This is a genomic window from Lysinibacillus sp. EB106-09-02-XG168, assembly GCF_058791475.1.
In genome coordinates, this window is sequence record NZ_JBYTDN010000003.1 from 4,104,786 (window position 1) to 4,125,855 (window position 21,070).

Below are 21,070 nucleotides of genomic sequence, written 5' to 3' on the forward strand. Positions count from 1 at the left end.
AATCCATTTTGAAAAATTTATCAAAATGGATTCTTATTTTTTATCTTTCAATAGCCGCGTTTGTTTTGAATTTTTCTTCTTTTAGTTTAAGAATTTTTCTTAATTCCATGCTTACTTTCTCCAAGCCATCCATATCGGGTATAAAATAAGAAACTTTGTCGATATACTGATCTTCGCCTTTTATTTCTATCGTTTTCGTAGATATGTTTTTAGCATTCAAATATTGCTTTTGAAGTGCGTAGATCTCTTTAGGGTTTAAATCTGTTTCTACGTTTTCTCCTAAAATATCTGCGATTTGGCCAATTTTAAATATGGTATTCGTCGATTTTGCTTGATCAATTGTTGCAGTCAAAAATTGTCTTTGCCTTTCTTCACGAGAGTAGGAAGCATTTATAGGTCTGTATCTCATTCTTACAAATGCGAGTGCCTTTTCCCCGTTTAAATGCGACTCTCCTTTATGAAAGTCTATCCGTTTTTTATCGTAAATATTATCTTCCCAAAAATCCTCTTTTATATCTACTGTTACTCCACCTAAAGCATCGACAATATCTCTAAAGCCATCAAAGTTTACCGCAATAAAGTTATCTATCGGTATATTAAGGAATTTTTCAACTGTCTCTAATTGCAGTTTAATTGCCCCATAGCCTGTAATTGATCCGTAATTATAAGCAGCATTCATTTTATGTATCCCTGTATATTCCCCTGCATTTTCTATGTTAACTCTGGCATCTCGAGGAACTGTAATTAAGTTTATTTCAGATGTATCCGGATCCAAAGTAATGACCATTTGAGTGTCTGCTCGACCATCCTTCGTCTTACTAGAATAATTTTCAATACCTAATAATAGAATTGAGATTGGATCTTTTGTAAATGAAACATCCTCTTCCCTTAGCTCTGATTTATTTCCATCTCTTTTTAAATCAACCTTGGAACTATCATAGGCATTTTTAAATTTAACAAACGCATAAGCTCCATAACTAGTTATGGTTAATAGTAAAATTACCATTACTATTAAAGTTATTTTTATTATTTTATTTTTAGGTTTCGCTTTTTTAGACCTTCTTAATGTTCTTTCCACACAAAATCCTCTCTTCTGTTAAAGTAGCCCTCTTAATTGATAAAGACGATAAATGCTCTCACAAGTTTCCTGTAATGATTATGTTTGGGAATATAATCAAATATTTATTTAAAATAACAGTTAAGACAGTGAATGAATTCAGCATTTTAAGGCACAAAAAACCCATACAAAGGTGGCACCTTAATATGGGTCTCTAAATTATTTTAAATATTCCTCTACAAATTCAACTGGTACATATGTTTTATACGCTTCTAGCAAAGCAGGTGCTGCATTAAGTGGACGTAATGCTTTGTTATAACCAAACATTTTTTCTCCACGAGTAATTGTGTAAGATAGATTACCTTTTGATACAATTGCACCTTTACCTGTTGACTCTACTTTATAGCCAAGTTTTTCGGCAATCAAACGCAACGGAACCATTTTTGCTCCATCTACTTCATAGGAATCTGTCGCGATAATTTGTGCTACTTCCGCTTCTACAGTATTTTCTGTTGGATTTTCAGACTCGTCATCAAGAACAATTACTTTCGAAGGTGTTGTCTGAGCTGGGATACTTTTTGTTGAAGCTGTATAGAAAACTACTAAATTCTTCTCTATTAAATCTTTAGCTGCAACTTTCTCTCCCTTTGAACTGATAAGCTCTGTGTTATCGCCAATGGTTAACTTCAACATATCATAAGTATTCGTTAAGTTTTCAAAGAAGTAATCAACTTCAACAAATCCAGCTTCCTCAGTTTCAACAATGACAACATCAGGATTGAATTGTGGTGGATATATTAATTTTTGTGGCTTGTTTGCAAATGTATAAGCTTCTATTTTATCCCCTTTTTTTAGTTCCACTTTTTTACCTGTATTATCGAAAACAAGAGTATCCTTTGTGATTTCTAAAACGTTTGTTTGATCACCATCTTGTACTGTGAAGTATGTAATATTTTCACTTGAATTCACTTTTTCAACCGTTCCATAGGTATTGTTGAAGATGTGTACAGGATCAATTTGGATTTGTGGTACTTGTTGTTGTGCGTCTGCTGCATTTTCATTTGCTGAAGCGACTGGTATTACTACACTTCCAAATAATAATGCTGTCATTGCTACGGGTGCAATTTTTTTCATATTCATAAAATCTCTCCTTATTATTAGGCTCATAGTAGTAGTAGTTTTAGTATGGTAAAAGTTTCATTAAAAATGGAGAATTTATGATAATAACCGTTTTTAAGTCAATATCTATTATAATTAGCAATAAAGAATGCTAGGGGAGAGCCGGCTTGCCGGAAGGGGAGGATTATTATGAGTGGGGTCTTTGCTCTTTTCATGATAATTACTTTTTCTGTCTAGCTGAGGAAGAGATACCTGTTAGTCATTATTACCTTTTAATTTTTAAAAATGTTACAAAAGAACCGTTAGATATGAAAATCCTGCTGATATCGTATATTATGCAAATTTAGAATTTGATAATGTTTATTCCAAGCTAAATTTAATCATGATCAAAGTAACGCTGAGCTAACTAGTCTTTCATTAGGGATCAGGGATTAATGCTATAGAATAGTAAAAAACCACCTTGTCACTGATCTGCGCCAATTGTTAGATACACTATCTAACAATTGAGTGTGCATTTCAAAATACTGGTGGTTCTCTTTTGGAGTTACTAATAATTATTCCTTTACAATTTCCTTTAATCCTGTAATATCGATACCGTTTAATGCTTGAGTTGCAAGGCGATCGGCTTCAGAATTTTCTTTACGTGCTATCAGCTTGTACTCTGGCTGAATACTAAGCTCCTCTAACTTTGCATCGATTTTATCTGCCCAGCTAGATAAATTCTTTTCTAGCGCTGGCCATTCCCCATTCAATTGATTAATCACTACTTGGGAATCACCAGTGAAACAAACGGGCAAATGGTGAACGTTCAATAGCTCAAGCTCGACTAACCCTAAATAAAGCGCTGCATATTCTGCTTCATTGTTTGATTTAAGCTCGGACGAAAAAGAATTTTGTCTTAATCGATATGGCTTGCCATTTTGTTCATAATAAATCACACAGCCCAGCCCCGATTGATATGTTGCACGATCAAAACCACCATCAAAATAAACTGTAATATTGTGTGGCTCAGTGTCAATTTCCTTTAAATATGCCTTGAGTTCTTTTAAAGACCAACTTGTATCCTGTCGATCGATACAATGCAGTGATTTTACTCTCCCTGTTCGCTCCATGTCCTCTGCAAGTAGTAATGCTTGAGCTGCTGGCATTTCTTCTGAACGCAAAACAGTTTCCGCTCCCTTTTTCGCTTTATAAGTCCATTCAATGATGACATGCATAGTATAACCTCCAATGATAGTAAGCCATAAATTGAAAACGTGCTCCGACTTGCGGAAACACGTTTTCTTCTTACTTGTTATATGTGCAACTAATAGTATTTTTATGCCTGCGCTTTTTCAGGACTCTGAACTTGACTGTTAAAATTCTTCATACAATGTTTGAATAGGTTTTATTAAAATTCGGTTTACCTCTTCGATGATCTTACTTAAATTCATTTCTGCCTGAATCATTGCAGAAATTTTTGTATTTTGCTGTGCAAGCTGTGCAGTTTTCTGCGCATATACAAGTTCATCTTCCAGAATATCTTCACCAGTTAATTGCTTTTTCTGTAGGTCAAGTTGAACCTTACGGAAATTTTTGAATAGATTTAATGCCTCTTCATCTTCCTTAACAACTTTCACTGCTGCTTCCAAAGCTTCAAATTCAGGTGTTTTACGAAAAGCTACTTCTAACGCGTTAATTTCATTGTAAATATTAATCATCAACATAATTCTCCTTTTTAAATAAAGTAAACAATTAATCCTTGCACAATCCCAATCAATCCACCAAGAACTGCACCAAGTACTGTAATCATTTTAAACTCACGCTTTGAAATACCTAGTACAAGCTCCTCTAATTTCTCCACAGGGAAAGAATCAACCTGCTCACGCACTACTTCTTGTAAATTTAGACGTTTCAATACATCTTCTAATTTGGCTTCAGCTTTTACAAAAGCTTTTTCGATAGCTTGGGGAATTACAGTTTCCTTCATCCACGAATTCCCTTCTGGCCAATAATGCGAAATTGGATAATTCAAGCGTTCTTCAATTGCTAATTGTTCTTTTACGTAAGTTTGTAATTTCGATAATATGGCTTCAAAGCGAATATCTTGTAAGAAATCCATTGCTGGGCGATCTTTTAATTTCTCCAATTCCTGCGTAAAAATTTTCGTTAGTAATGTTGAAGTCCCTGGCGCCTGTAAAAATTTCACAAGCTCACGCTGAACCTTCGCCACGAGCGACGAAGAATCACCTAAAAACATATTAATCATTCCACCAAGTGATCCTTTTGACGATAAGAAGTCATCAATCATCGCCTTAATTGTCAGTTCGCCCTCGGGTGATAAAAAATAATCCTCACCCTTTTCTAAAATATGATCAACCGCTACTGGTATCTTTGCATCAATCGTTTGTTGAATATCTGCAGATAAGAGTGTACGAATTGATTTCGTAGATAGTGTATTCTTAACTGATTCAAATTGTCCCTCAACAATTGCTTCTACCTTCTGTTCAATTGTTGCTGGCATATTGAAAAATCCAGCTAATGATAGCCAATCCTGAATTGTTTTATCATTTGTAAAAAACGTTTCTTCTACCTTTGTTTGTACAAACTGTTCAACCTTCTCCTGAATATCCTTTGAGAAAAATTTCTTTCTAAAAGTTTCAGGTGTTAATAAATAATTTACAACCGTTAGCCCAAGTTGCTTCGCTAATTCGTCACGTCGTTTTGGAATAAGGCCTGGAGTAAAAGGTACTCGCCAATTTTTAATATATATCGCGTTGTGTGGTCGAAAAAGCATTTTGATGGCTAAGTGATTCGTTACACCACCAATTGCAGCTCCAATGACTGCCATAAATATTAATGTCACTAGAAAATTATCCATTAGTATCCTCTCATTTCAATTGTATTCACTATTGGCGTTTTTTGTCGCCTGCTGCACTCATTATAGCAGAGCAATGATTTTCTACGAAAGAAATACCCCCTGTTAAAGTATGATGATTCACTATTTTTATCCTTCTTCATTAATTTGCAAATACTGATTTCCACAACGAGCTTCAATTAGTTAAAAATGGACGTACATAGGAGCAAACTATCAACAAACAAATCCTTTTATCTGCCCATTACGATAAGAAGGACATTTGGAGTTGCAAAATTACCACTATCCTTGAATAATATTAACTACATATATAAGAAATGGGGTTTGGTTATGATTCAGCATTTTAGCTTTAAGCCTTTATTTGAAAATTCTCAGCTTCCAGGTTGGTCCATCTCGTTTTTTTATCAACGCGAACGTTATTCAGCGGAGTACTTAAAAGATGGCGTTATACAATGGAAGGGCTCTATCCCTCCTAACGAAGAGGAAGTAAAAAAAATGATACACGAGCTTATGTTGTACCACGTTTACGACTAATCAAAGTAATACTTTTCAGCATTCTTTCTGTATAAATATACCTATTTTACACTATTTCCAGCACTGCTATTATCTTATAATTGTTTAAGTATATTGAAATTCCCTTATTTTTCTTATACATTTATGTTATCAAGTAATAAAGGTTTTTTATGCAGGAGGCTATTTCAATGAGTAAAGTCACTCTTTCTGATGACTTAAACAGTTATAATTCAAAAGCATTAATTCGTGCAAAAGTAAAAGAAGTTTTTTCCGAATTTTCAGCTGAAATTTTCGAGTTAGCAAATGAGGCTGAATCTATAGATAGTAAAAAATTCGAAACTCTTTCTGGCTTTAAAAGTGACTTCTACAATGAATATTGCAGTCAATTAAAAGGATTTTTCGATTCATCTACTAGTACTTTCGGAAAAAGACCTGCTAAAAATATGTACTTAACGTATAAGGGCAAAAATTATATTTTGACAAAACAAGGTATAGCAGAAAAAGCACCTGTTACAATTTCTCTTTATTCAGGTGAAATCCCGGTAAAAGAAACGCTACACGATGTGGAAAAAGCGTGCTTGAATTACGCTTTCAACAATAATTAAATATTGCAGAAGGAGCCATCTCATACGAAAATGGCTCCTTTTTTGTTGAAAACTATTTTGAAATTGGCCGTAGCTACTCTTTCGCACAAATAACATAATTTGAAGTTTTGTTTTATCACTACAAATGAGAGTAACCTGCCAACACATATATTATGCAGAATGGTTGATTGGAGTGGAGACTGGGCGACTCCTTGGGGATCAGCAATAGAGGAACGGAGGCTAAAAGCATCGCATCCTGTGATAACACCGTGACCAACATCGTGTTGGCCCGAGAGCCTTGATCGAGCAACGCGAGTGAAGCCGCTCATCGGACGCCCCCTGGAAGCTTTGCTCTGTGCAAAAGCGGAGCGGCAGCAACAAATGTTTTAACTGTGCGAAAGCGAAGCGGCAGCAACAAATGTTTTAACTGTGCGAAAGCGAAGCGACAGCAACAAATGTTTTAACTGTGCGAAAGCGAAGCGGCAGCAACAAATGTTTTAACTGTGCGAAAGCGAAGCGGCAGCAACAAATGTTTTAACTGTGCGAAAGCGAAGCGGCAGCAACAAAGCGCCCAGTTGGAACGGAAATCAACCCTTACTTTGCCAAAAAGTGATACTATGACTCCGTCTATTTTATTTTTCTACAATACAAAGGAGCCACCTCATTTTCATGAGATGGCTCCGTTTTTGTTGCTATTAAAAATAATTCATTTAAAAAAATCCGCAAGTATGCACTCTTGAGATTTTTGACGTGTCGTTTTATATGAGATGTAAATGCTTCTTTCTCTAAACAAACTATCTTCTTTGCTATATTTAAAGTTAGCATAACAAATTTTTATTTTCAATCTTTTGGTGTTTGAAATTATATATTTTTTATATATCGTGAGAAAATTAACTAAAAAAAGTTGTTGTCAATATTTGTGTTTTCCATGTAAATATTTTATGATTAAATCATTCAACAATTTTTTAAATCATAGGAGGTGTACACTTTGCTTCCTTCCCTCATTCGGGCGGGAACAAAGGAATTATTTGGACGGAGACATAATGGAAATAACCATAAGGTTGGTGGCATTTGCCCTACTAATAATAATGACAGGATTTTTCGTTGCAACTGAATTTGCAATCGTTAAAGTAAGGACTACGCGTATTGATCAATTGCTTGCAGAAGGCAATAAAAAAGCAAAAAATGCAAAACGTGTAGTTTCAGATTTAGATGAATACTTATCTGCTTGTCAATTAGGTATTACGATCACTGCTTTAGGTCTAGGTTGGCTTGGTGAACCTACATTTAAGATTATTTTGAATCCAGTGTTTGAATTTCTAAATTTGAGTGAAAGTTTAACTACTGTCCTTTCATTTATACTTGCATTCTCAATTGTAACGTTTATGCATGTAGTTATAGGGGAATTGGCGCCAAAAACACTTGCCATCCAAAAAGCAGAATTTGTAACATTAAACCTTGCTGGCCCATTAGTATTATTCCACAATATTACGTATCCAATCATTAAGCTTTTAAACGGATCTGCACGTGGCTTAACTGGCCTTTTCGGCTTGAAAATGATGTCAGAATCAGAAGTGGCCCATACGGAAGAAGAGTTACGTATGATTTTGTCGGATAGTTTAAAAGGTGGAGAAATTAATACTTCAGAATATGAATATGTAAATAGTATTTTTGAGTTCTCTGATCGTCTTGCAAAAGAAATCATGGTCCCACGTACTGAAATCGTCGGCATTGAAAAAGAACTTACGATTAGAGAAGTTTTCGATTTAATGGGCGTTGAGCAATATACCCGTTACCCAATTATCGATGGTGACAAAGACCATATTATCGGCTTAGTCAATATGAAGCACTTATTAACCGCCTACATTAAAGACCCAGCAAATGGCGATAAACCAGTAATTGACTATATGCAGCCAATTATTCGCGTAATGGAAACAACGCAAATTAACGAATTATTACTAAAAATACAGCGTGAACGCATTCATATGGCCATTTTAATGGATGAATATGGCGGAACATCTGGTCTAGTTACGATTGAAGATATTATTGAGGAAATTGTCGGCGACATTCAAGATGAGTTCGATGAAGATGAAATTCCAGAAGTTCAGGAAATTGCAGAAAATCACTTTATTTTAGACGCGAAGATGCTAGTTGAAAGTGTTAATGATATGCTAGGTACTGACATAGAAGATGATGATATTGATACAATCGGTGGTTGGTTCATGACAAAACGCTTTGATGCGGTCGAAGGAGACAGTATTGAAGAACAAGGTTATGAATTTATCGCAAAAGAATTAGATGGTCACCATATTTTATACTTAGAAGTTCTGAAATTACCTGAACGTGATTTATCAAATGACAACGGTGAAGTAAATGACTAAAAATCAATTACGCCTTAGTATAATTGCATTTGATTCGGCTTTGTACATACACAAAACCTGAATCCCACTCTTTCAGCGGATGTTTGGACAACCGCTGAAAGAGGTTAATTGCAGTGGTATGATTGATGTCGCGATTGTTTGATCAAGTATAAAACTAATATTTTGCTCACAGCCTATAATGGTCAGAGCTTCTACTGAAGTAAAATAAATATTTACGCAAAAAACGACTCCCTTACACGAGAAGGGAGTCGTTTTATAATACCATAAAGTTTTGCTAGGAGGAAACAAAATGGAGCTCTATACAAATTTACGTCAAGGGGAAAAAGGTGCCTGGTTATCTATTGGTACGTATATAATACTAAGCTCAATAAAACTAACGATTGGCTATATCGGAACATCAGAAGCACTAAAAGCAGATGGACTTAACAATACTACTGATATTATCGCATCCATTGCGGTATTAATTGGATTACGGATTGCTCAAATGCCACCTGACTCTAATCACCAATACGGACATTTACGTGCTGAAACCGTTGCTTCACTTGTTGCTTCGTTTATTATGCTAATTGTTGGTCTACAGGTACTCATCAATTCGCTAAAAAGTCTATGGGAGCCAACTGGCACAGCACCATCATTATTAACAGCCTTTGTGGCAATCGGCAGTGCAGTTGTGATGTATATCGTGTATCGCTATAATTTGGCCCTATCCCAAAAAATAAAAAGCGCTGCGGTTAAGGCTGCAGCCTATGATAATCGCTCAGATGCCCTTGTTAGTATCGGTACAGCAATTGGAATTTTTGGCGCTATTTTTGGCTTCCCCATTATCGATACAATAACAGCTCTACTCGTCGCACTTCTTATTATTAAAACAGCTGTAGAAATCTTTTGGGAGGCAGTTCAAAGCCTCACAGATGCCTTTGATGTTGAAGAAGTTGAAACATTATCCGTTTTAATTCGTAATGTTGACGGAGTAATCGAGCTCTTGGACTTTAAGGGCCGAGCTCACGGCAATATGTATTTTATAGACGTAACAGTGACCGTTGATCCTTACTTAAATGTCTTTGAAAGTCATCGAATCACAGAAGAGATTGAAAAAACCGTTACTCATGAAAATCCCTTCTGTCAGGTACTCGTGCATATTGAGCCTGAAATAGAAGTAAATCCTCTAGCAAATGACGACAAGTCTCCTACCAATTGATTGGTTGGAGACTTATTTTGTAAAACGAACTAAATCGACGTGGCCTCTTGAATTTTTTCAATAGGGTTTATTTTATGGCCTGAAAGTTCCATATATTGTGTTAAAACAAAAGAAAACGTTTATGGTTCACCAATTCCCATTGCTAATTGTAAGAAATAAGCAAATATCAAAATTAATACATTTGCCATTAGACCGATCCAACCAAAAATACGTTTTTTAGAAATAAACAAAGAAATTACAGCAAATATAATACCGATAATTGATAAAATACTAAAAACGGCGATACCAAAATAAATATCAAAATCTGGCCCTCTTGTTATAAAGAAAAAAATAACACTTATTATCGCGGGTAATAAAGATGTAACGCTTAAAATGTCTCCAGCTTTTCTCTTAGTCAAATAACCACTTCCTCATTCGTCTTTATCCCTTTTCTACAGCTAAACGACTCATTGTCAGAACAAGGGTTAAGTTCCGTAGTGACTACACCAGACAATTCTTTCTTTTCATGATACAACATAATTATGGAAGCGTATGTTTTCACACCGTTTTAAATGTAAAAAAAATCAATATAAACAAAGAAGCCTCCTATTTATCATAGATAGGAGGTTTAATTTTTTTATTTTATTTAATGGCAATATAAATATCGACCTGAGCTTCTTGAGGGTTGACACATCGTTCATCGTACATTTCAAAGTCACCTGTGTATGTTCGCTCTACATCTGAGCTTGCAAGCCAAGCCCAGACATCCTGCCATGCTTTTACGACAACTTCTTCAAATGGGCCTTTATCAGAAGTGAAAACTAAGTATTTAGCAGCTGGCACTGTTTTTACAACCATACCTTCAGGAGTTTCGTCGGCAGTTAATACTTCCACTCCAAGTGTAATGGAATACTCTCCGTTAACATCCGTTTCATAATCAGAATACAAGCCATACGTTACTTGATTTACTGCATTAGCTACCTGCCCTACAACATTTTGCTGATAAAAATCCGACCATAATTGCGGGATCTTTGCTTGAGCGGTAATTTCATTCGCATTGCTTGTTCGCGCTGAAATTCCTACAATCTGAAATGATTCTTTATTCATCACAACTGGTTCTTGTATATCATGCTTTCTCCATCTCTTTAAGCTTGGTAAAAATGACGTCAACATTTGGCGTGCATCCTCTTCCGCCATACCATCTTCCTTTAAATGTGGGACACAAATTTCGATCATTTCTTCAACTGTTAAATTTGGCTGTTTGAACTCTCCTACTTCATAACAATAAGTGCAATAGTCCTCACTTTTGTTTCCTTCTTTTTCTGTACCAAATAAATCCTCATCCACTAATGGCATTCCACAGCTTTGACAATAACTTTGCATCATTACTTCCACCCTTCGTCCTGTTTGTAATGACTATAACAAAGGAAACCTGACAACTGTATGTCATCAATTCATTTTATTTATACAACGCTACAATTTCTTTTGCTCGCATTAATACAATTTCACGTATATGAGGTGGTTCTAAAACTTTTAGGCGATGCCCAAAGCTAAGAAGAAAGCCGTATAGCCATTCATCCTCAGGCAGTGCAATGTTGATAGTAGAACTTTCACTATCTACATGCTCAGCACCAAATGATTCTTCTACTAATGTCGTTATGGCACAATCGAAAGATAACGTAAGGTTTACTACATTTTGAGGATGGTGCCACTCTTTATCCCATGGGAGTTCAGATAAGTTAACTTCCCTGCGCTGGAAAGTATTCATCTCTTCTTGTATATCCTTCATTCTTGAAATTTTAAATAAGCGAAAATCTTCTCTCAATGTGCAATAGCCATAAACATACCAAACTTTTCCCTTTTGTACTATAGTATGAGGCTCTAATAATCGCCTTGTTATATGACCATGTGTAGTAGAATACGTAAAGCTTACACAATGCACGCGTTCAATTGCTTTCTTTAATAATGTAATTTGTTCCTTGAAAATAACATTTGGCCCCCAAGGACTAAGGTCAATAAATAGTTGATCAATCGATTGTTTTACTTCCTCATCCGCAACACCTGTTAATTTTTCAAGTACTGCTTCGGCATGTGAATCCTCGTATGTTGTTAATGCACTTTTAATGGCAATAGAAAGTGATGTAAGCTCCTCCTTCGTCAACACCTGCTTATCAACACGATAGCCATCGATCAAACTAATTCCACCATGAACCCCCTGCTGGCTAATAACAGGAACACCTGCACAGCTCAATGTTTCAATATCTCGATAAATAGTACGCACTGACACATTAAATAAATCGGCAAGCTCCTGGGCTGTCACCTTTTTACGATTTATTAAAATCATTGTCATCGTTAAAAGTCGCTCTAATTTCATATTTGTGCTCCTTTACTCTCAACCCTATTTTCTTTTATGTTAATTATATCGTTTCACTTCCAATTCCTTAATCCGTTTTAATTACAATATAAGAAAAAACAACCTAGGTATTTATCATCGGGCTTCCCGAGTCACATTCCACACCTTCTTATACAAAAACGGCGGGTTGCTACAATTTGTAGCAACCCGCCGTTACATTCAATATCTTTTAAACACCGCTACCCTCTGTTAGTCCGTGCTTCACAGCATAAAGAGCCGCCTGAGTACGATCCTGCACCTGTAGCTTCGTAAAAATATTAGAAATATGAGTTTTCACTGTTTTTTCTGTAACGAATAAAGAGGACGCAATCTCTCGATTACTTTTCCCTTTTGTAAGCTCTGCAAGCACATCTTGTTCACGAGGTGTTAGCGGATTTAAAACATGAGGTGCATTTTTCGCTTCTTGACGGTCCATTTCTAGAGTCGTTGTTGCTTCTGGATGTAATGTATTTTCTCCTCGCATAATACGACAAATGGACAATACCAACTCATCAGGCTCAATATCTTTTAACTGATAGCCAGCAGCGCCTGCCTCCATAGCTGGTACCACATGATCACGATCTGAAAAGCTTGTCAGCATTAGAATTTCTATATGCGGAAACTTAGCTTTAATGCGCTTTGTTGCCTGAATACCATCCATTTCAGGCATTACCAAGTCCATGAGTATAATATCAGGCTGTATACTTTCCGCTAATGCTACTGCCTCTAGTCCATTTTTCGCTTCTCCTACAACTTCAATATCTTTTTGTGTTTTTAAGAAAAACAATAATCCACGACGTACTACATGATGGTCATCTGCGATTAAAACACGTATCATACTCTTCCCCCCTAATATGGCAAGCGGATTAACAGCTCTGTTCCTTTGCCAATTTCACTAACCCAGTCAGCTTTGCCACCAACTGATTTTGCACGATCCTTTATGGATTGCAAGCCCATTGAAAGTAGTTTCGTATTATGATCGATGACGAAGCCTCGTCCCTCATCACGAATAACAAGTAAAATATCTGTAGAAGTGACCGTTATATACAGTGCAGCCTCCAGCACACCAGCGTGACGACGAACATTGTTCAGTGCTTCTTGGGCTACCCGAAATAATGTTTCTTCGATACGCGATGGGAATTGCAGTACTCCAGAGACCGTTATTTGAAGCTTCAAGCCAAGCATTTCAGCATATACTTTGATCGCTTCTAGTAAACCATTTTCTAATCCTTTTGGACGGAGCTGCCAAATGAGAGCACGCATTTCTGTTAAGGCATCCTGTGTTAAGTGCTGAATCTCCTTAAATGTTTCCTTTACATCACAGTCGTTTGTCATTTCAATACCAGCTCTCGCCGTTAATGTAACAGAAAAAAGTAGCTGATTGACAGAATCATGTAAATCTCGGGCTAAACGATTGCGCTCCTTCACAAGTGCCATTTCTTGTTCCTGCTTTGTCAGCAAAATACGCTTAATGGCTGACCCCATCTGAAATGCAACCGATTCAAGTAATGCTAGCTCTTCCTCTGAAAAACGCACGGTATCCTTTGATGCAACATTTAGGACACCAAAACGCTCTTGCCCTGATTGAAGTGGAACCGTTGCATGATGTGTGATGCCTTCATGATCACCAACATTTGCATCAATTGCACTTTCGATACGTTGACATTCAATAATATTAGAGGCTTTCTTTAATTCCTCATTACGATAGCGGGAAACACACCAGCAGCCTCCCTTTTTTAAATAATGGCAATTTTTATACTCCAAAGCCTCTGGTAAATTGACATGGACAACAAGCTCTGACCGCCCCTTTTCATCGATAAAAAAAATCCAGCCTGTTTCAAAATTTGTGCCATTTAAAAATTTCACAAGTGCTCCTTTTAACATCGACACAATTTCAGTTTCTTCGTTTAATAACTCTGCAATTTCTTTTAAAATACCAATATTGGAATGATCATTCTCCCTCACAAAAACACCTCTTCTTTGGCATTGCTAACTTAATGATAACATTTCAAAGTCTGGAACGTCTGCCTAAGCCATTCATACTTTAGACTGAAATTTTTCATAAGAATATACCTTATTTTGGGTAAGTTAATTTACATATAAAACTAGAACAACTATAATCGAACAAGTACATGGTTATACTAAGGAGAGAACTTATATGTCTAAAAAAGTAGAGAATGGCTTATTATTTATTTGGATTGTCTCTGTTGTTGCAACATTGGGTTCCTTATACTTTTCTGAAATCCGCCATTATGAACCTTGCAAAATGTGTTGGTACCAACGAATTTTCATGTATCCAATTGTCATTATGACAACGATTGCCTTTATCCAAAAAAATGCACGTATTGCTGTAACAACTGCTGTTTTTGCCATTATGGGAGGCAGTATATCACTTTATCATTATGGTATTCAAAAGCTTAGTTTTTTAGCTGAAACTGCACCTTCTTGTGGAGCTGTTTCATGTACTGGTCAATATATCAACTGGTTAGGTTTTATCACAATCCCATTTTTAGCGTTAACTGCATTTATTTTAATTGCAGGGGCAAGCTTCTATGTAATGAAGGCTGCTAAAGCAGCAAATTAATTTCTAGACCGTGTTCTACAATTGGAATACGGTCTTTTCTACGGAGGAAGATATATGTTTCACTATGAAATAAATACGAATGATTTGACAGTCGAGGACCTATTGCGCAATCATTGGCGACTTGGCAAAAAGCTAGTCCATGAACTAAGAATGGCGAAGGCTATCACAACTATTGACGGAGAGCCTATTCAATGGAAAGACCCACTACAAGTAGGAACAATTATAAAATTTACATTCCCGATTCCGACATCCAATTATCAACCGACACCGGTGTGTGCAATTGATGTCGTCTATGAGGATGACCATTGTTTGATTGTTTCTAAACCAAAAGGCATGTCGACACATCCTAACGATGAGCGTGATACTCATACTTGTATGAATCATGTTATGGCTCATATTAAACAACAAGGCGGCACTTATGCGGAGCATGTGCATCGTTTAGATAGAGGGACAAAAGGTTTGTTACTTGTAGCAAAACATCCCTTAGCAAAATCAATCTTTGACCGTATGATTGAGGAAAAATCAATTATTCGAACATACGCTGCAGAAGTGCAAGGAAATTTACGTTCTTCATCTGGCACAATTTCTGAAGCAATCGGGAAAGACCGACATCATGCAACAAGACGTGTCGTTTCTAAAACTGGACAACATGCAGTTACACACTATGAAGTTGTAGCTCGCTATAAAAGCTCTTGTGTTGTTCATTTAATTCTTGAAACAGGGAGAACACATCAAATTCGCGTACATTTAGCACATCTCGGTCATCCGATTATTGGCGATACAATGTATGGAGCAAGAGAAACGGCAAGTGATGATTACGAGCTCCATGCTATTCAATTGGAATTCGAGCATCCATTTTTAACTAAGCAAATCGTTGTAAAGGACGAGAAATAAATGTTGCACTGCACTTCCAGCTAACAATCGGAGGTGCAGTTTTTTTATATAGGTTGATTTTCGTTATGAAAATGAGCCTTTACTTCAAATCTTTTTACTTATTATTCTATAAAAGTATAAATATATTTTTTACATTTCTTTCATCTATTTTTTACAGCAATTTTAATATACATTTCCATTATTGGTAATGACGATGGATTTTTTTCATGATAGAATTAGAGTGAAATATCAGTCATCTGACTAATATAAGGGGGAATTTATTGATGAAATGGGTTAAAAGTATTGCAGCAACAACTCTAGTTGCTAGTTTACTAGCTACACCCGGTTTTGCCGCAAATGCAGCGGAAACAACACCAACTACTACGAAAGATGGTTTCAAATTAACAGTTCTACACTCAAATGACACGCATGCACACGCTGAGGATGCTCCAAAGCGTGCAACAAAAGTAAAAGAACTTCGTGCTGCAAATGCAAATTCACTTCTTTTAGATGCTGGTGACGTTTTCTCTGGTACTTTATACTTTAACGAATTTGCTGGAGAAGCTGATATGAAGTTAATGAACTTAATGGGGTATGATGCCATGACTTTTGGTAACCATGAATTCGATTTAGGATCAAGCCCAGAAGGACATGCTGCACTTGCTAAATTCGTTAAGGGTGCTGAATTCCCATTATTAGGAAGTAACCTAGACTTTTCAAAGGATTCTTTATTCGACGGCTTACAATTCAAAACAGTCACTAAAGACTTTGAAAACGGTAAAATTTATGACGGTATTATTAAAGAAATCGCCGGAGAAAAAGTAGGTATTTTCAGTTTAACAACAGAAGAAACACCTTCGATTTCAAGCGTTGCTAATGTGAAATTTGCGAACTATATCGATTCTGCGAAAAAAGCAGTAGCAGAATTTGAAAAACAAGGTGTTAACAAAATTGTCGCATTAACTCACATAGGCTTCGATGACTCCGTAGAATGGGATAATGATCAATTATTAGCGAAAGCTGTAGAAGGCATTGATGTAATCGTAGGTGGTCATACACATACAAAATTAGATAAGCCTGTGAAAGCTGAAACTTCATTTAAGAACCCTACAATTATCGTTCAAACAGGTCAATATAGCGAAAATTTAGGTGAATTAGACTTAACATTCGACAATAACGGTGCTGTAGTTGACTACTTCGGTCAATTACATGCTCTAAATGATAAAGAAAAGCCTGTAGAAGCTGACGCTGAGGCTACAGCACTTTTAGCTCCATATAAAGAGAAAATCTCGAAAATATTAAATCAATCAACTGGTAATACAGCTGTTTCACCGCTAAATGGCGGTCGTAATCTTTGGGGTGTTCGTGCTGGAGAAACAAACCTTGGTAACTTAATTACTGATGGTATGCTTGCTGGTGCTAAAAAAATTGACCCTGAAGTACAATTTGCTTTCCAAAATGGTGGTGGTATCCGCGCAAGTATTGATGCAGGAGATATCACTGTTGGCGAAGTTATGACAGTCATGCCATTTGGTAATGCACTTGGCATCGTAAAATTAAAAGGCGCTGAAATCTATGAAATTGCTGAACATAGTGTGAAAGAGTTCCCTAAAGAATTTGGTGGCTTCTTACATTTCTCTGGTTTACAAGTAGAATTTGATGGAAAAGCACCTGCTGGTAAACGTGTAAAATCTATTAAATTAAATGGTAAAGAACTAGATAAAGCAGCCTATTATAAAGCTGCAACAAATACCTTCACTGCTAAAGGTGGAGACGGCTATGATACACTGAAAAAAGTTTATGAAGACGGCCGTGTAAGTGAACCAGGTACGATTGACTATGAAATGTTTATCGAACACTTAAACACACTGAAAAAAGTTGATGCAAAAGTAGAAGGACGTATTATTGCAACAATTCCATTTACAGATATCGTAAAAGGATCAGAAACAGAAGGCTATGTTCGCGACCTTTATTACCGTGATTTAACAAACGGTACTTCTGCAACAACATATTCACCAAACGCAAACTTAACGCGTGCACAAGCTGCATCATTTATCGCACGCGCCTTAAAGCTTGAAGCAAAAGGCCAAGCAACATTCTCTGATATCGCTAATATAAATCCTGCAACACAAAAAGAAATTACAGCACTTACTGAAGCAGGAATTGTACAAGGTGTGAATGGTAAATTCAATCCAAATGCAAAAGTAACTCGTGCTCAACTTGCATTAATGTTTGCTCGTGCATACAACACACAACACGATACAAAAACTGGTTTAAAAGCTGATTTCAGCGATATTTCTAAATACGACACTGAAACTCGAAACGCTATTGCTCTTATGAAAGACTTAAAGATTGTTAGCGGCGCAAACGGCAAATTTATGCCTGGTAACAACGCTACACGTGCACATATGGCAAAAATGCTTTCTAACTACGTTCCTTTTGTAAAAGAATCTAAAAAATAATTTTTAAAATCCCGCTTCTCTATGTGTAGAGAGCGGGATTTCTGTTAAAAATTAAAGTTAAAGTTATCTGGGTCTTTCCCAAATCGTTCATCGCGATTTACTGTAGCTATTTTATCCATTTGTGCTAGTGTCAATTCAAAATCAAAAATCTGTGCGTTTTCCTCAATACGACTTGGTGTCACAGACTTTGGAATAATAAGTGTATTATTTTGTAAATGCCAGCGCAGCACTACTTGAGCAGCTGTCTTCCCTATTTCGCGACCAATTTCCATAATCGTTGGATTATCAAGCACTCCACCGCGACCTAATGGAGACCATGCTGTAACAGCAATTCCATGTTCGCTACAATATGCTCTTAATGCATCTTGCTGTAGATATGGATGTACCTCTACTTGATTGACCATTGGTGCAATATTTGCTTTAGCTAATAGCTTTTGTAAATGGTGCTCATGGTGATTTGAAACCCCTGTTGCACGAATTAGTTTTTCATCATATAAACGCTCAATTGCTCTATACGTCTCTTCAAATGTTTCTGGAACTGCCCAATGCGTTAAATATAAATCTAAATAATCCATATTTAACTTTTTCAAAGATCCTTCAAAAGCTCGTAATGTTTTATCATAACCTTGGTCATTATTCCAAACCTTTGTCGTCACAAAAATATCCTCACGTTTAACGCCTGAATGACGAATAGCTTCGCCCACTTCAGCTTCATTACCATAAAGCGAAGCCGTATCTATAGCTCGGTAGCCATATTTAAGAGCTTTATCAATAGCCTGCAAAGTCTCATCACGCTCTGTCATTTTATAAACACCTAAGCCAAAGCGAGGCATTTCCACACCGTTTGTTAATGTTTTTGTTGATTGTAAATTCAAGAATAACAACCCCTTTCTTTTCCTAGTTCCATTATACAAAAAATTGGTTTTAAGAAACATAAGGAAAATTTACGGGGTTATTTCTTATTGTTCTTCTGCTTTCTCTTCATAATCATCTACTTGGATAGGGTCTGGAATTCGATCGTCTTCTATAAGCTCTTGACCATCACGTAAATGCTCCATTTGCTTCCCTAAATCCTGTAAATCCTTAAAATTTCTAGCCATTGTACCGTTTTCGATGTTTGGGACCTTTTTTTCCACTATTATCACCTCTCTTATAGTTTCCCCTAAATAGTTATTTCCGAACCATTTCTGACATATTTTATTCCGCTACGTCGTTTCATTTTTATAGTAGATAGGCTATACTAAAAAGAGATGTCTTTATAAACATGAGGAGGGTACTTCCATGAGTTTATTATTAATTATTGGTGTAACTGTAGCATTCTTAACTGCTATTTTCACTGCTGGTTACGAAGGCGACTACAGATCAGACAAATAATACCTCAAGAAAATCACTAAGCATAAGTTTGTGCTTAGTGATTTTTTGTTTTTGTAAAACTACTACCGCAAAGAAAATAAGTTGTCATATTAAATAAAGTTGCGCTCATAGGCAAAGCGAGGAGTTGATTTCCGTTCCGACTGAGTGCTTTTCCTGCGGCGTCCGATTTTGGTTATTTCTCATATTTTTTGAAACAATATAATTGCTTGACTTTCTACACTTTATAAAATAAACTTACTTACATAAAGTAAGTTGATAATTAATAATAACTTTTATTTGGAGGTAATTGGCTATGCATTTTCATGAAAAACCTAACACATATGTCACAAACGTTGAAATTAAAGTGAGTGATTTACAACGTTCATTAACTTATTATCAGGAGGTAATTGGTTTTAAAGTTTTACATCAAGAGTCACATAGAGCAACTTTAACAGCTGATGGTAAAACAGCTTTACTGACAATCATCCAACCTGAAACAGTAGAAGAAAAAACGAGCTTAACAACTGGCCTTTATCATTTTGCCATTTTATTGCCTACTCGTCGTGATTTAGCAAATATCATTACTCATTTCCATAACAATGGCGTGTACTTCGGAGCATCTGACCATGATGTCAGTGAAGCACTTTATTTAAATGATCCTGATAATAATGGTATTGAGGTTTATGCGGATCGTCCTGAAAATGAATGGACTTGGCATTTCGACCAAGTGCATATGGTGACTGAACCTCTTAAAATCCATTCTATATTAGAGGAGGGCGATGGTAGATGGGATGGCCTTCCAGCTGATACGGTTATGGGGCATATTCATTTATCAGTATCTAATTTAGCTGCCGCAGAGGAATTTTATACAAAAGGATTAGGATTTGAGATTGTCACTCGCTACGGCGCACAAGCTTTATTCATCTCAACTGGCCGCTATCACCATCATATCGGTTTAAACACTTGGCACTCTGAAAACGCACCAAAGCTTGGTGAAAATCAGGTTGGCTTACAAACATTTTCACTGCGTCTAGATAATGAAGAGCAAGCAGCAACAATGAAAGAAAATCTTCGTGCAATTGGTGCACCTGTTACTGATATAGATGGAGGTTTCCAAACAGAGGACCCATCAGGTATTGTTGTTTTATTAAAATTTTAAAAGTAATGTTTCCGGCACTTTTGGATTCGTTTTTACGAAAAAAGCAGTTCTCCTCTATGAGAGAACTGCCTTTTTTAATGTAATCCTGGATATCCTTGTTGACGTAACGCTTCATAAATAACAATGGCTGCTGTATTCGATAGATTAAGTGAACGCACATGCTCACTTTGAGGAATACGTAAGCACATATTGCGACGCTCATACGCAAAATCCTTTGGAAGGCCAGTCGTTTCTTTTCCAAACATAAAGTAAATATCACGATCTTTATCACTAAAATCATGTGTCGTAAAGGGCTCTTCACTATATGTTTCAATTAAATAAACGTCGCCATTTTTGGATGCCTCTAAAAAATCCTCTAGCGAATCGTGGTATACGACATTTACACTATGCCAGTAATCTAAGCCAGCACGTTTTAGCATTTTATCGTCCGTAGAAAAGCCAAGAGGACGGATTAAATGTAATGAGGTATTTGTTCCAGCACATGTGCGTGCAATATTTCCTGTATTCGCTGGAATTTCTGGTTGATATAAAACGATATGCAATGGCATAACGGTACACTTCC

General features: G+C 36.4%; 21 protein-coding genes. 8 read left to right on the forward strand and 13 right to left on the reverse strand.

Annotation, left to right across the window (positions count from 1 at the left end; genetic code table 11):
• Positions 1 to 40: 40 nt before the first annotated feature.
• The 5 genes from AC3WSO_RS20795 to AC3WSO_RS20815 all read right to left on the reverse strand — a co-directional run bounded on the left by AC3WSO_RS20795 (position 41) and on the right by AC3WSO_RS20815 (position 5,036).
• On the reverse strand, positions 41 to 1,078 hold the full coding sequence (locus AC3WSO_RS20795) for an LCP family protein (protein WP_492533361.1): 1,038 nt from the start codon (positions 1,076 to 1,078) through the stop codon (positions 41 to 43).
• A 198-nt stretch (positions 1,079 to 1,276) separates the two neighbouring features.
• Positions 1,277 to 2,197: a stalk domain-containing protein gene (locus tag AC3WSO_RS20800; RefSeq protein WP_492533362.1), complete on the reverse strand. Its 921-nt coding sequence runs from the start codon at positions 2,195 to 2,197 to the stop codon at positions 1,277 to 1,279.
• A gap of 533 nt (positions 2,198 to 2,730) precedes the next feature.
• Entirely contained in the window at positions 2,731 to 3,393 is a 663-nt protein-coding gene (locus AC3WSO_RS20805; protein ID WP_492533363.1) for a ribonuclease H family protein, read from the reverse strand.
• 138 nt (positions 3,394 to 3,531) lie between these two features.
• Complete coding sequence (locus AC3WSO_RS20810; protein ID WP_492533364.1) at positions 3,532 to 3,876, reverse strand: YlbF family regulator; 345 nt, start codon at positions 3,874 to 3,876, stop codon at positions 3,532 to 3,534.
• 17 nt (positions 3,877 to 3,893) lie between these two features.
• Positions 3,894 to 5,036 (reverse strand): DUF445 domain-containing protein, encoded by a 1,143-nt coding sequence (locus AC3WSO_RS20815; RefSeq protein WP_492533366.1) that lies wholly within the window; start codon positions 5,034 to 5,036, stop codon positions 3,894 to 3,896.
• Between the two features lie 324 nt (positions 5,037 to 5,360).
• Between AC3WSO_RS20815 and AC3WSO_RS20820 the strand changes: the two genes are divergently transcribed.
• The 4 genes from AC3WSO_RS20820 to AC3WSO_RS20835 all read left to right on the forward strand — a co-directional run bounded on the left by AC3WSO_RS20820 (position 5,361) and on the right by AC3WSO_RS20835 (position 9,706).
• Positions 5,361 to 5,564 (forward strand): YheE family protein, encoded by a 204-nt coding sequence (locus AC3WSO_RS20820; RefSeq protein WP_492533367.1) that lies wholly within the window; start codon positions 5,361 to 5,363, stop codon positions 5,562 to 5,564.
• Positions 5,565 to 5,731: 167 nt separating this feature from the next.
• Entirely contained in the window at positions 5,732 to 6,148 is a 417-nt protein-coding gene (locus tag AC3WSO_RS20825) for a hypothetical protein (RefSeq protein WP_492533369.1), read from the forward strand.
• A 1,022-nt stretch (positions 6,149 to 7,170) separates the two neighbouring features.
• Positions 7,171 to 8,508 carry a hemolysin family protein gene (locus tag AC3WSO_RS20830; RefSeq protein WP_492533370.1) on the forward strand — a complete coding sequence of 446 codons (1,338 nt, stop codon included), beginning with the start codon at positions 7,171 to 7,173 and terminating at the stop codon, positions 8,506 to 8,508.
• 289 nt (positions 8,509 to 8,797) lie between these two features.
• Entirely contained in the window at positions 8,798 to 9,706 is a 909-nt protein-coding gene (locus tag AC3WSO_RS20835; RefSeq protein ID WP_492533371.1) for a cation diffusion facilitator family transporter, read from the forward strand.
• Positions 9,707 to 9,825: 119 nt separating this feature from the next.
• Here the strand turns inward: AC3WSO_RS20835 and AC3WSO_RS20840 are convergent, their stop codons facing one another.
• The 5 genes from AC3WSO_RS20840 to AC3WSO_RS20860 form a co-directional block, all read right to left on the reverse strand.
• A complete protein-coding gene (locus AC3WSO_RS20840; protein ID WP_492533372.1) occupies positions 9,826 to 10,104 on the reverse strand; it encodes a hypothetical protein in 279 nt (92 codons plus the stop codon).
• Between the two features lie 223 nt (positions 10,105 to 10,327).
• Positions 10,328 to 11,071, reverse strand: a complete 744-nt coding sequence (locus AC3WSO_RS20845) for an effector binding domain-containing protein (protein WP_492533373.1) — start codon at positions 11,069 to 11,071, stop codon at positions 10,328 to 10,330.
• 73 nt (positions 11,072 to 11,144) lie between these two features.
• Positions 11,145 to 12,059: a helix-turn-helix transcriptional regulator gene (locus AC3WSO_RS20850; protein WP_492533374.1), complete on the reverse strand. Its 915-nt coding sequence runs from the start codon at positions 12,057 to 12,059 to the stop codon at positions 11,145 to 11,147.
• Between the two features lie 208 nt (positions 12,060 to 12,267).
• Positions 12,268 to 12,915, reverse strand: a complete 648-nt coding sequence (locus AC3WSO_RS20855) for a response regulator (protein ID WP_492533376.1) — start codon at positions 12,913 to 12,915, stop codon at positions 12,268 to 12,270.
• Between the two features lie 11 nt (positions 12,916 to 12,926).
• Positions 12,927 to 14,042, reverse strand: a complete 1,116-nt coding sequence (locus AC3WSO_RS20860; RefSeq protein ID WP_492533377.1) for a GAF domain-containing sensor histidine kinase — start codon at positions 14,040 to 14,042, stop codon at positions 12,927 to 12,929.
• A gap of 193 nt (positions 14,043 to 14,235) precedes the next feature.
• Here AC3WSO_RS20860 and AC3WSO_RS20865 point away from each other — a divergent pair, with 193 nt between their 5' ends.
• The 3 genes from AC3WSO_RS20865 to AC3WSO_RS20875 all read left to right on the forward strand — a co-directional run bounded on the left by AC3WSO_RS20865 (position 14,236) and on the right by AC3WSO_RS20875 (position 17,996).
• On the forward strand, positions 14,236 to 14,661 hold the full coding sequence (locus AC3WSO_RS20865; protein ID WP_079563298.1) for a disulfide formation protein C: 426 nt from the start codon (positions 14,236 to 14,238) through the stop codon (positions 14,659 to 14,661).
• A 54-nt stretch (positions 14,662 to 14,715) separates the two neighbouring features.
• A complete protein-coding gene (locus AC3WSO_RS20870) occupies positions 14,716 to 15,555 on the forward strand; it encodes an RluA family pseudouridine synthase (protein ID WP_492533379.1) in 840 nt (279 codons plus the stop codon).
• Positions 15,556 to 15,818: 263 nt separating this feature from the next.
• Complete coding sequence (locus AC3WSO_RS20875) at positions 15,819 to 17,996, forward strand: 5'-nucleotidase C-terminal domain-containing protein (protein ID WP_492533381.1); 2,178 nt, start codon at positions 15,819 to 15,821, stop codon at positions 17,994 to 17,996.
• Between the two features lie 44 nt (positions 17,997 to 18,040).
• Here AC3WSO_RS20875 and AC3WSO_RS20880 read toward each other — a convergent pair whose 3' ends face one another.
• Both AC3WSO_RS20880 and AC3WSO_RS20885 read right to left on the reverse strand, forming a co-directional pair.
• Positions 18,041 to 18,871: an aldo/keto reductase gene (locus tag AC3WSO_RS20880; protein WP_492533383.1), complete on the reverse strand. Its 831-nt coding sequence runs from the start codon at positions 18,869 to 18,871 to the stop codon at positions 18,041 to 18,043.
• 84 nt (positions 18,872 to 18,955) lie between these two features.
• The gene (locus AC3WSO_RS20885; RefSeq protein ID WP_170939047.1) at positions 18,956 to 19,132 is read right to left on the reverse strand and encodes a hypothetical protein; all 177 of its coding nucleotides are present in this window, start codon (positions 19,130 to 19,132) and stop codon (positions 18,956 to 18,958) included.
• Positions 19,133 to 19,662: 530 nt separating this feature from the next.
• On the opposite strand from AC3WSO_RS20885, the gene AC3WSO_RS20890 reads away from it, so the two are divergent.
• Complete coding sequence (locus AC3WSO_RS20890; protein ID WP_492533385.1) at positions 19,663 to 20,508, forward strand: VOC family protein; 846 nt, start codon at positions 19,663 to 19,665, stop codon at positions 20,506 to 20,508.
• A 74-nt stretch (positions 20,509 to 20,582) separates the two neighbouring features.
• Here the strand turns inward: AC3WSO_RS20890 and trmL are convergent, their stop codons facing one another.
• Positions 20,583 to 21,056, reverse strand: coding sequence for a tRNA (uridine(34)/cytosine(34)/5-carboxymethylaminomethyluridine(34)-2'-O)-methyltransferase TrmL (gene trmL / locus AC3WSO_RS20895; RefSeq protein ID WP_492533387.1), 474 nt, complete (start codon positions 21,054 to 21,056; stop codon positions 20,583 to 20,585).
• Positions 21,057 to 21,070 lie beyond the last annotated feature (14 nt).

Excerpts from the sequence above, each read along its gene's own strand:
- AC3WSO_RS20800 (WP_492533362.1), bottom strand. The coding sequence starts at position 2,197 with ATGAATATGAAAAAAATTGCACCCGTAGCAATGACAGCATTATTATTT.
- AC3WSO_RS20805 (WP_492533363.1), bottom strand. The coding sequence starts at position 3,393 with ATGCATGTCATCATTGAATGGACTTATAAAGCGAAAAAGGGAGCGGAA.
- AC3WSO_RS20810 (WP_492533364.1), bottom strand. The coding sequence starts at position 3,876 with ATGATTAATATTTACAATGAAATTAACGCGTTAGAAGTAGCTTTTCGT.
- AC3WSO_RS20815 (WP_492533366.1), bottom strand. The coding sequence starts at position 5,036 with ATGGATAATTTTCTAGTGACATTAATATTTATGGCAGTCATTGGAGCT.
- AC3WSO_RS20820 (WP_492533367.1), top strand. The coding sequence starts at position 5,361 with ATGATTCAGCATTTTAGCTTTAAGCCTTTATTTGAAAATTCTCAGCTT.
- AC3WSO_RS20825 (WP_492533369.1), top strand. The coding sequence starts at position 5,732 with ATGAGTAAAGTCACTCTTTCTGATGACTTAAACAGTTATAATTCAAAA.
- AC3WSO_RS20830 (WP_492533370.1), top strand. The coding sequence starts at position 7,171 with ATGGAAATAACCATAAGGTTGGTGGCATTTGCCCTACTAATAATAATG.
- AC3WSO_RS20835 (WP_492533371.1), top strand. The coding sequence starts at position 8,798 with ATGGAGCTCTATACAAATTTACGTCAAGGGGAAAAAGGTGCCTGGTTA.
- AC3WSO_RS20845 (WP_492533373.1), bottom strand. The coding sequence starts at position 11,071 with ATGATGCAAAGTTATTGTCAAAGCTGTGGAATGCCATTAGTGGATGAG.
- AC3WSO_RS20850 (WP_492533374.1), bottom strand. The coding sequence starts at position 12,059 with ATGAAATTAGAGCGACTTTTAACGATGACAATGATTTTAATAAATCGT.
- AC3WSO_RS20855 (WP_492533376.1), bottom strand. The coding sequence starts at position 12,915 with ATGATACGTGTTTTAATCGCAGATGACCATCATGTAGTACGTCGTGGA.
- AC3WSO_RS20865 (WP_079563298.1), top strand. The coding sequence starts at position 14,236 with ATGTCTAAAAAAGTAGAGAATGGCTTATTATTTATTTGGATTGTCTCT.
- AC3WSO_RS20870 (WP_492533379.1), top strand. The coding sequence starts at position 14,716 with ATGTTTCACTATGAAATAAATACGAATGATTTGACAGTCGAGGACCTA.
- AC3WSO_RS20875 (WP_492533381.1), top strand. The coding sequence starts at position 15,819 with ATGAAATGGGTTAAAAGTATTGCAGCAACAACTCTAGTTGCTAGTTTA.
- AC3WSO_RS20890 (WP_492533385.1), top strand. The coding sequence starts at position 19,663 with ATGCATTTTCATGAAAAACCTAACACATATGTCACAAACGTTGAAATT.
- trmL (WP_492533387.1), bottom strand. The coding sequence starts at position 21,056 with ATGCCATTGCATATCGTTTTATATCAACCAGAAATTCCAGCGAATACA.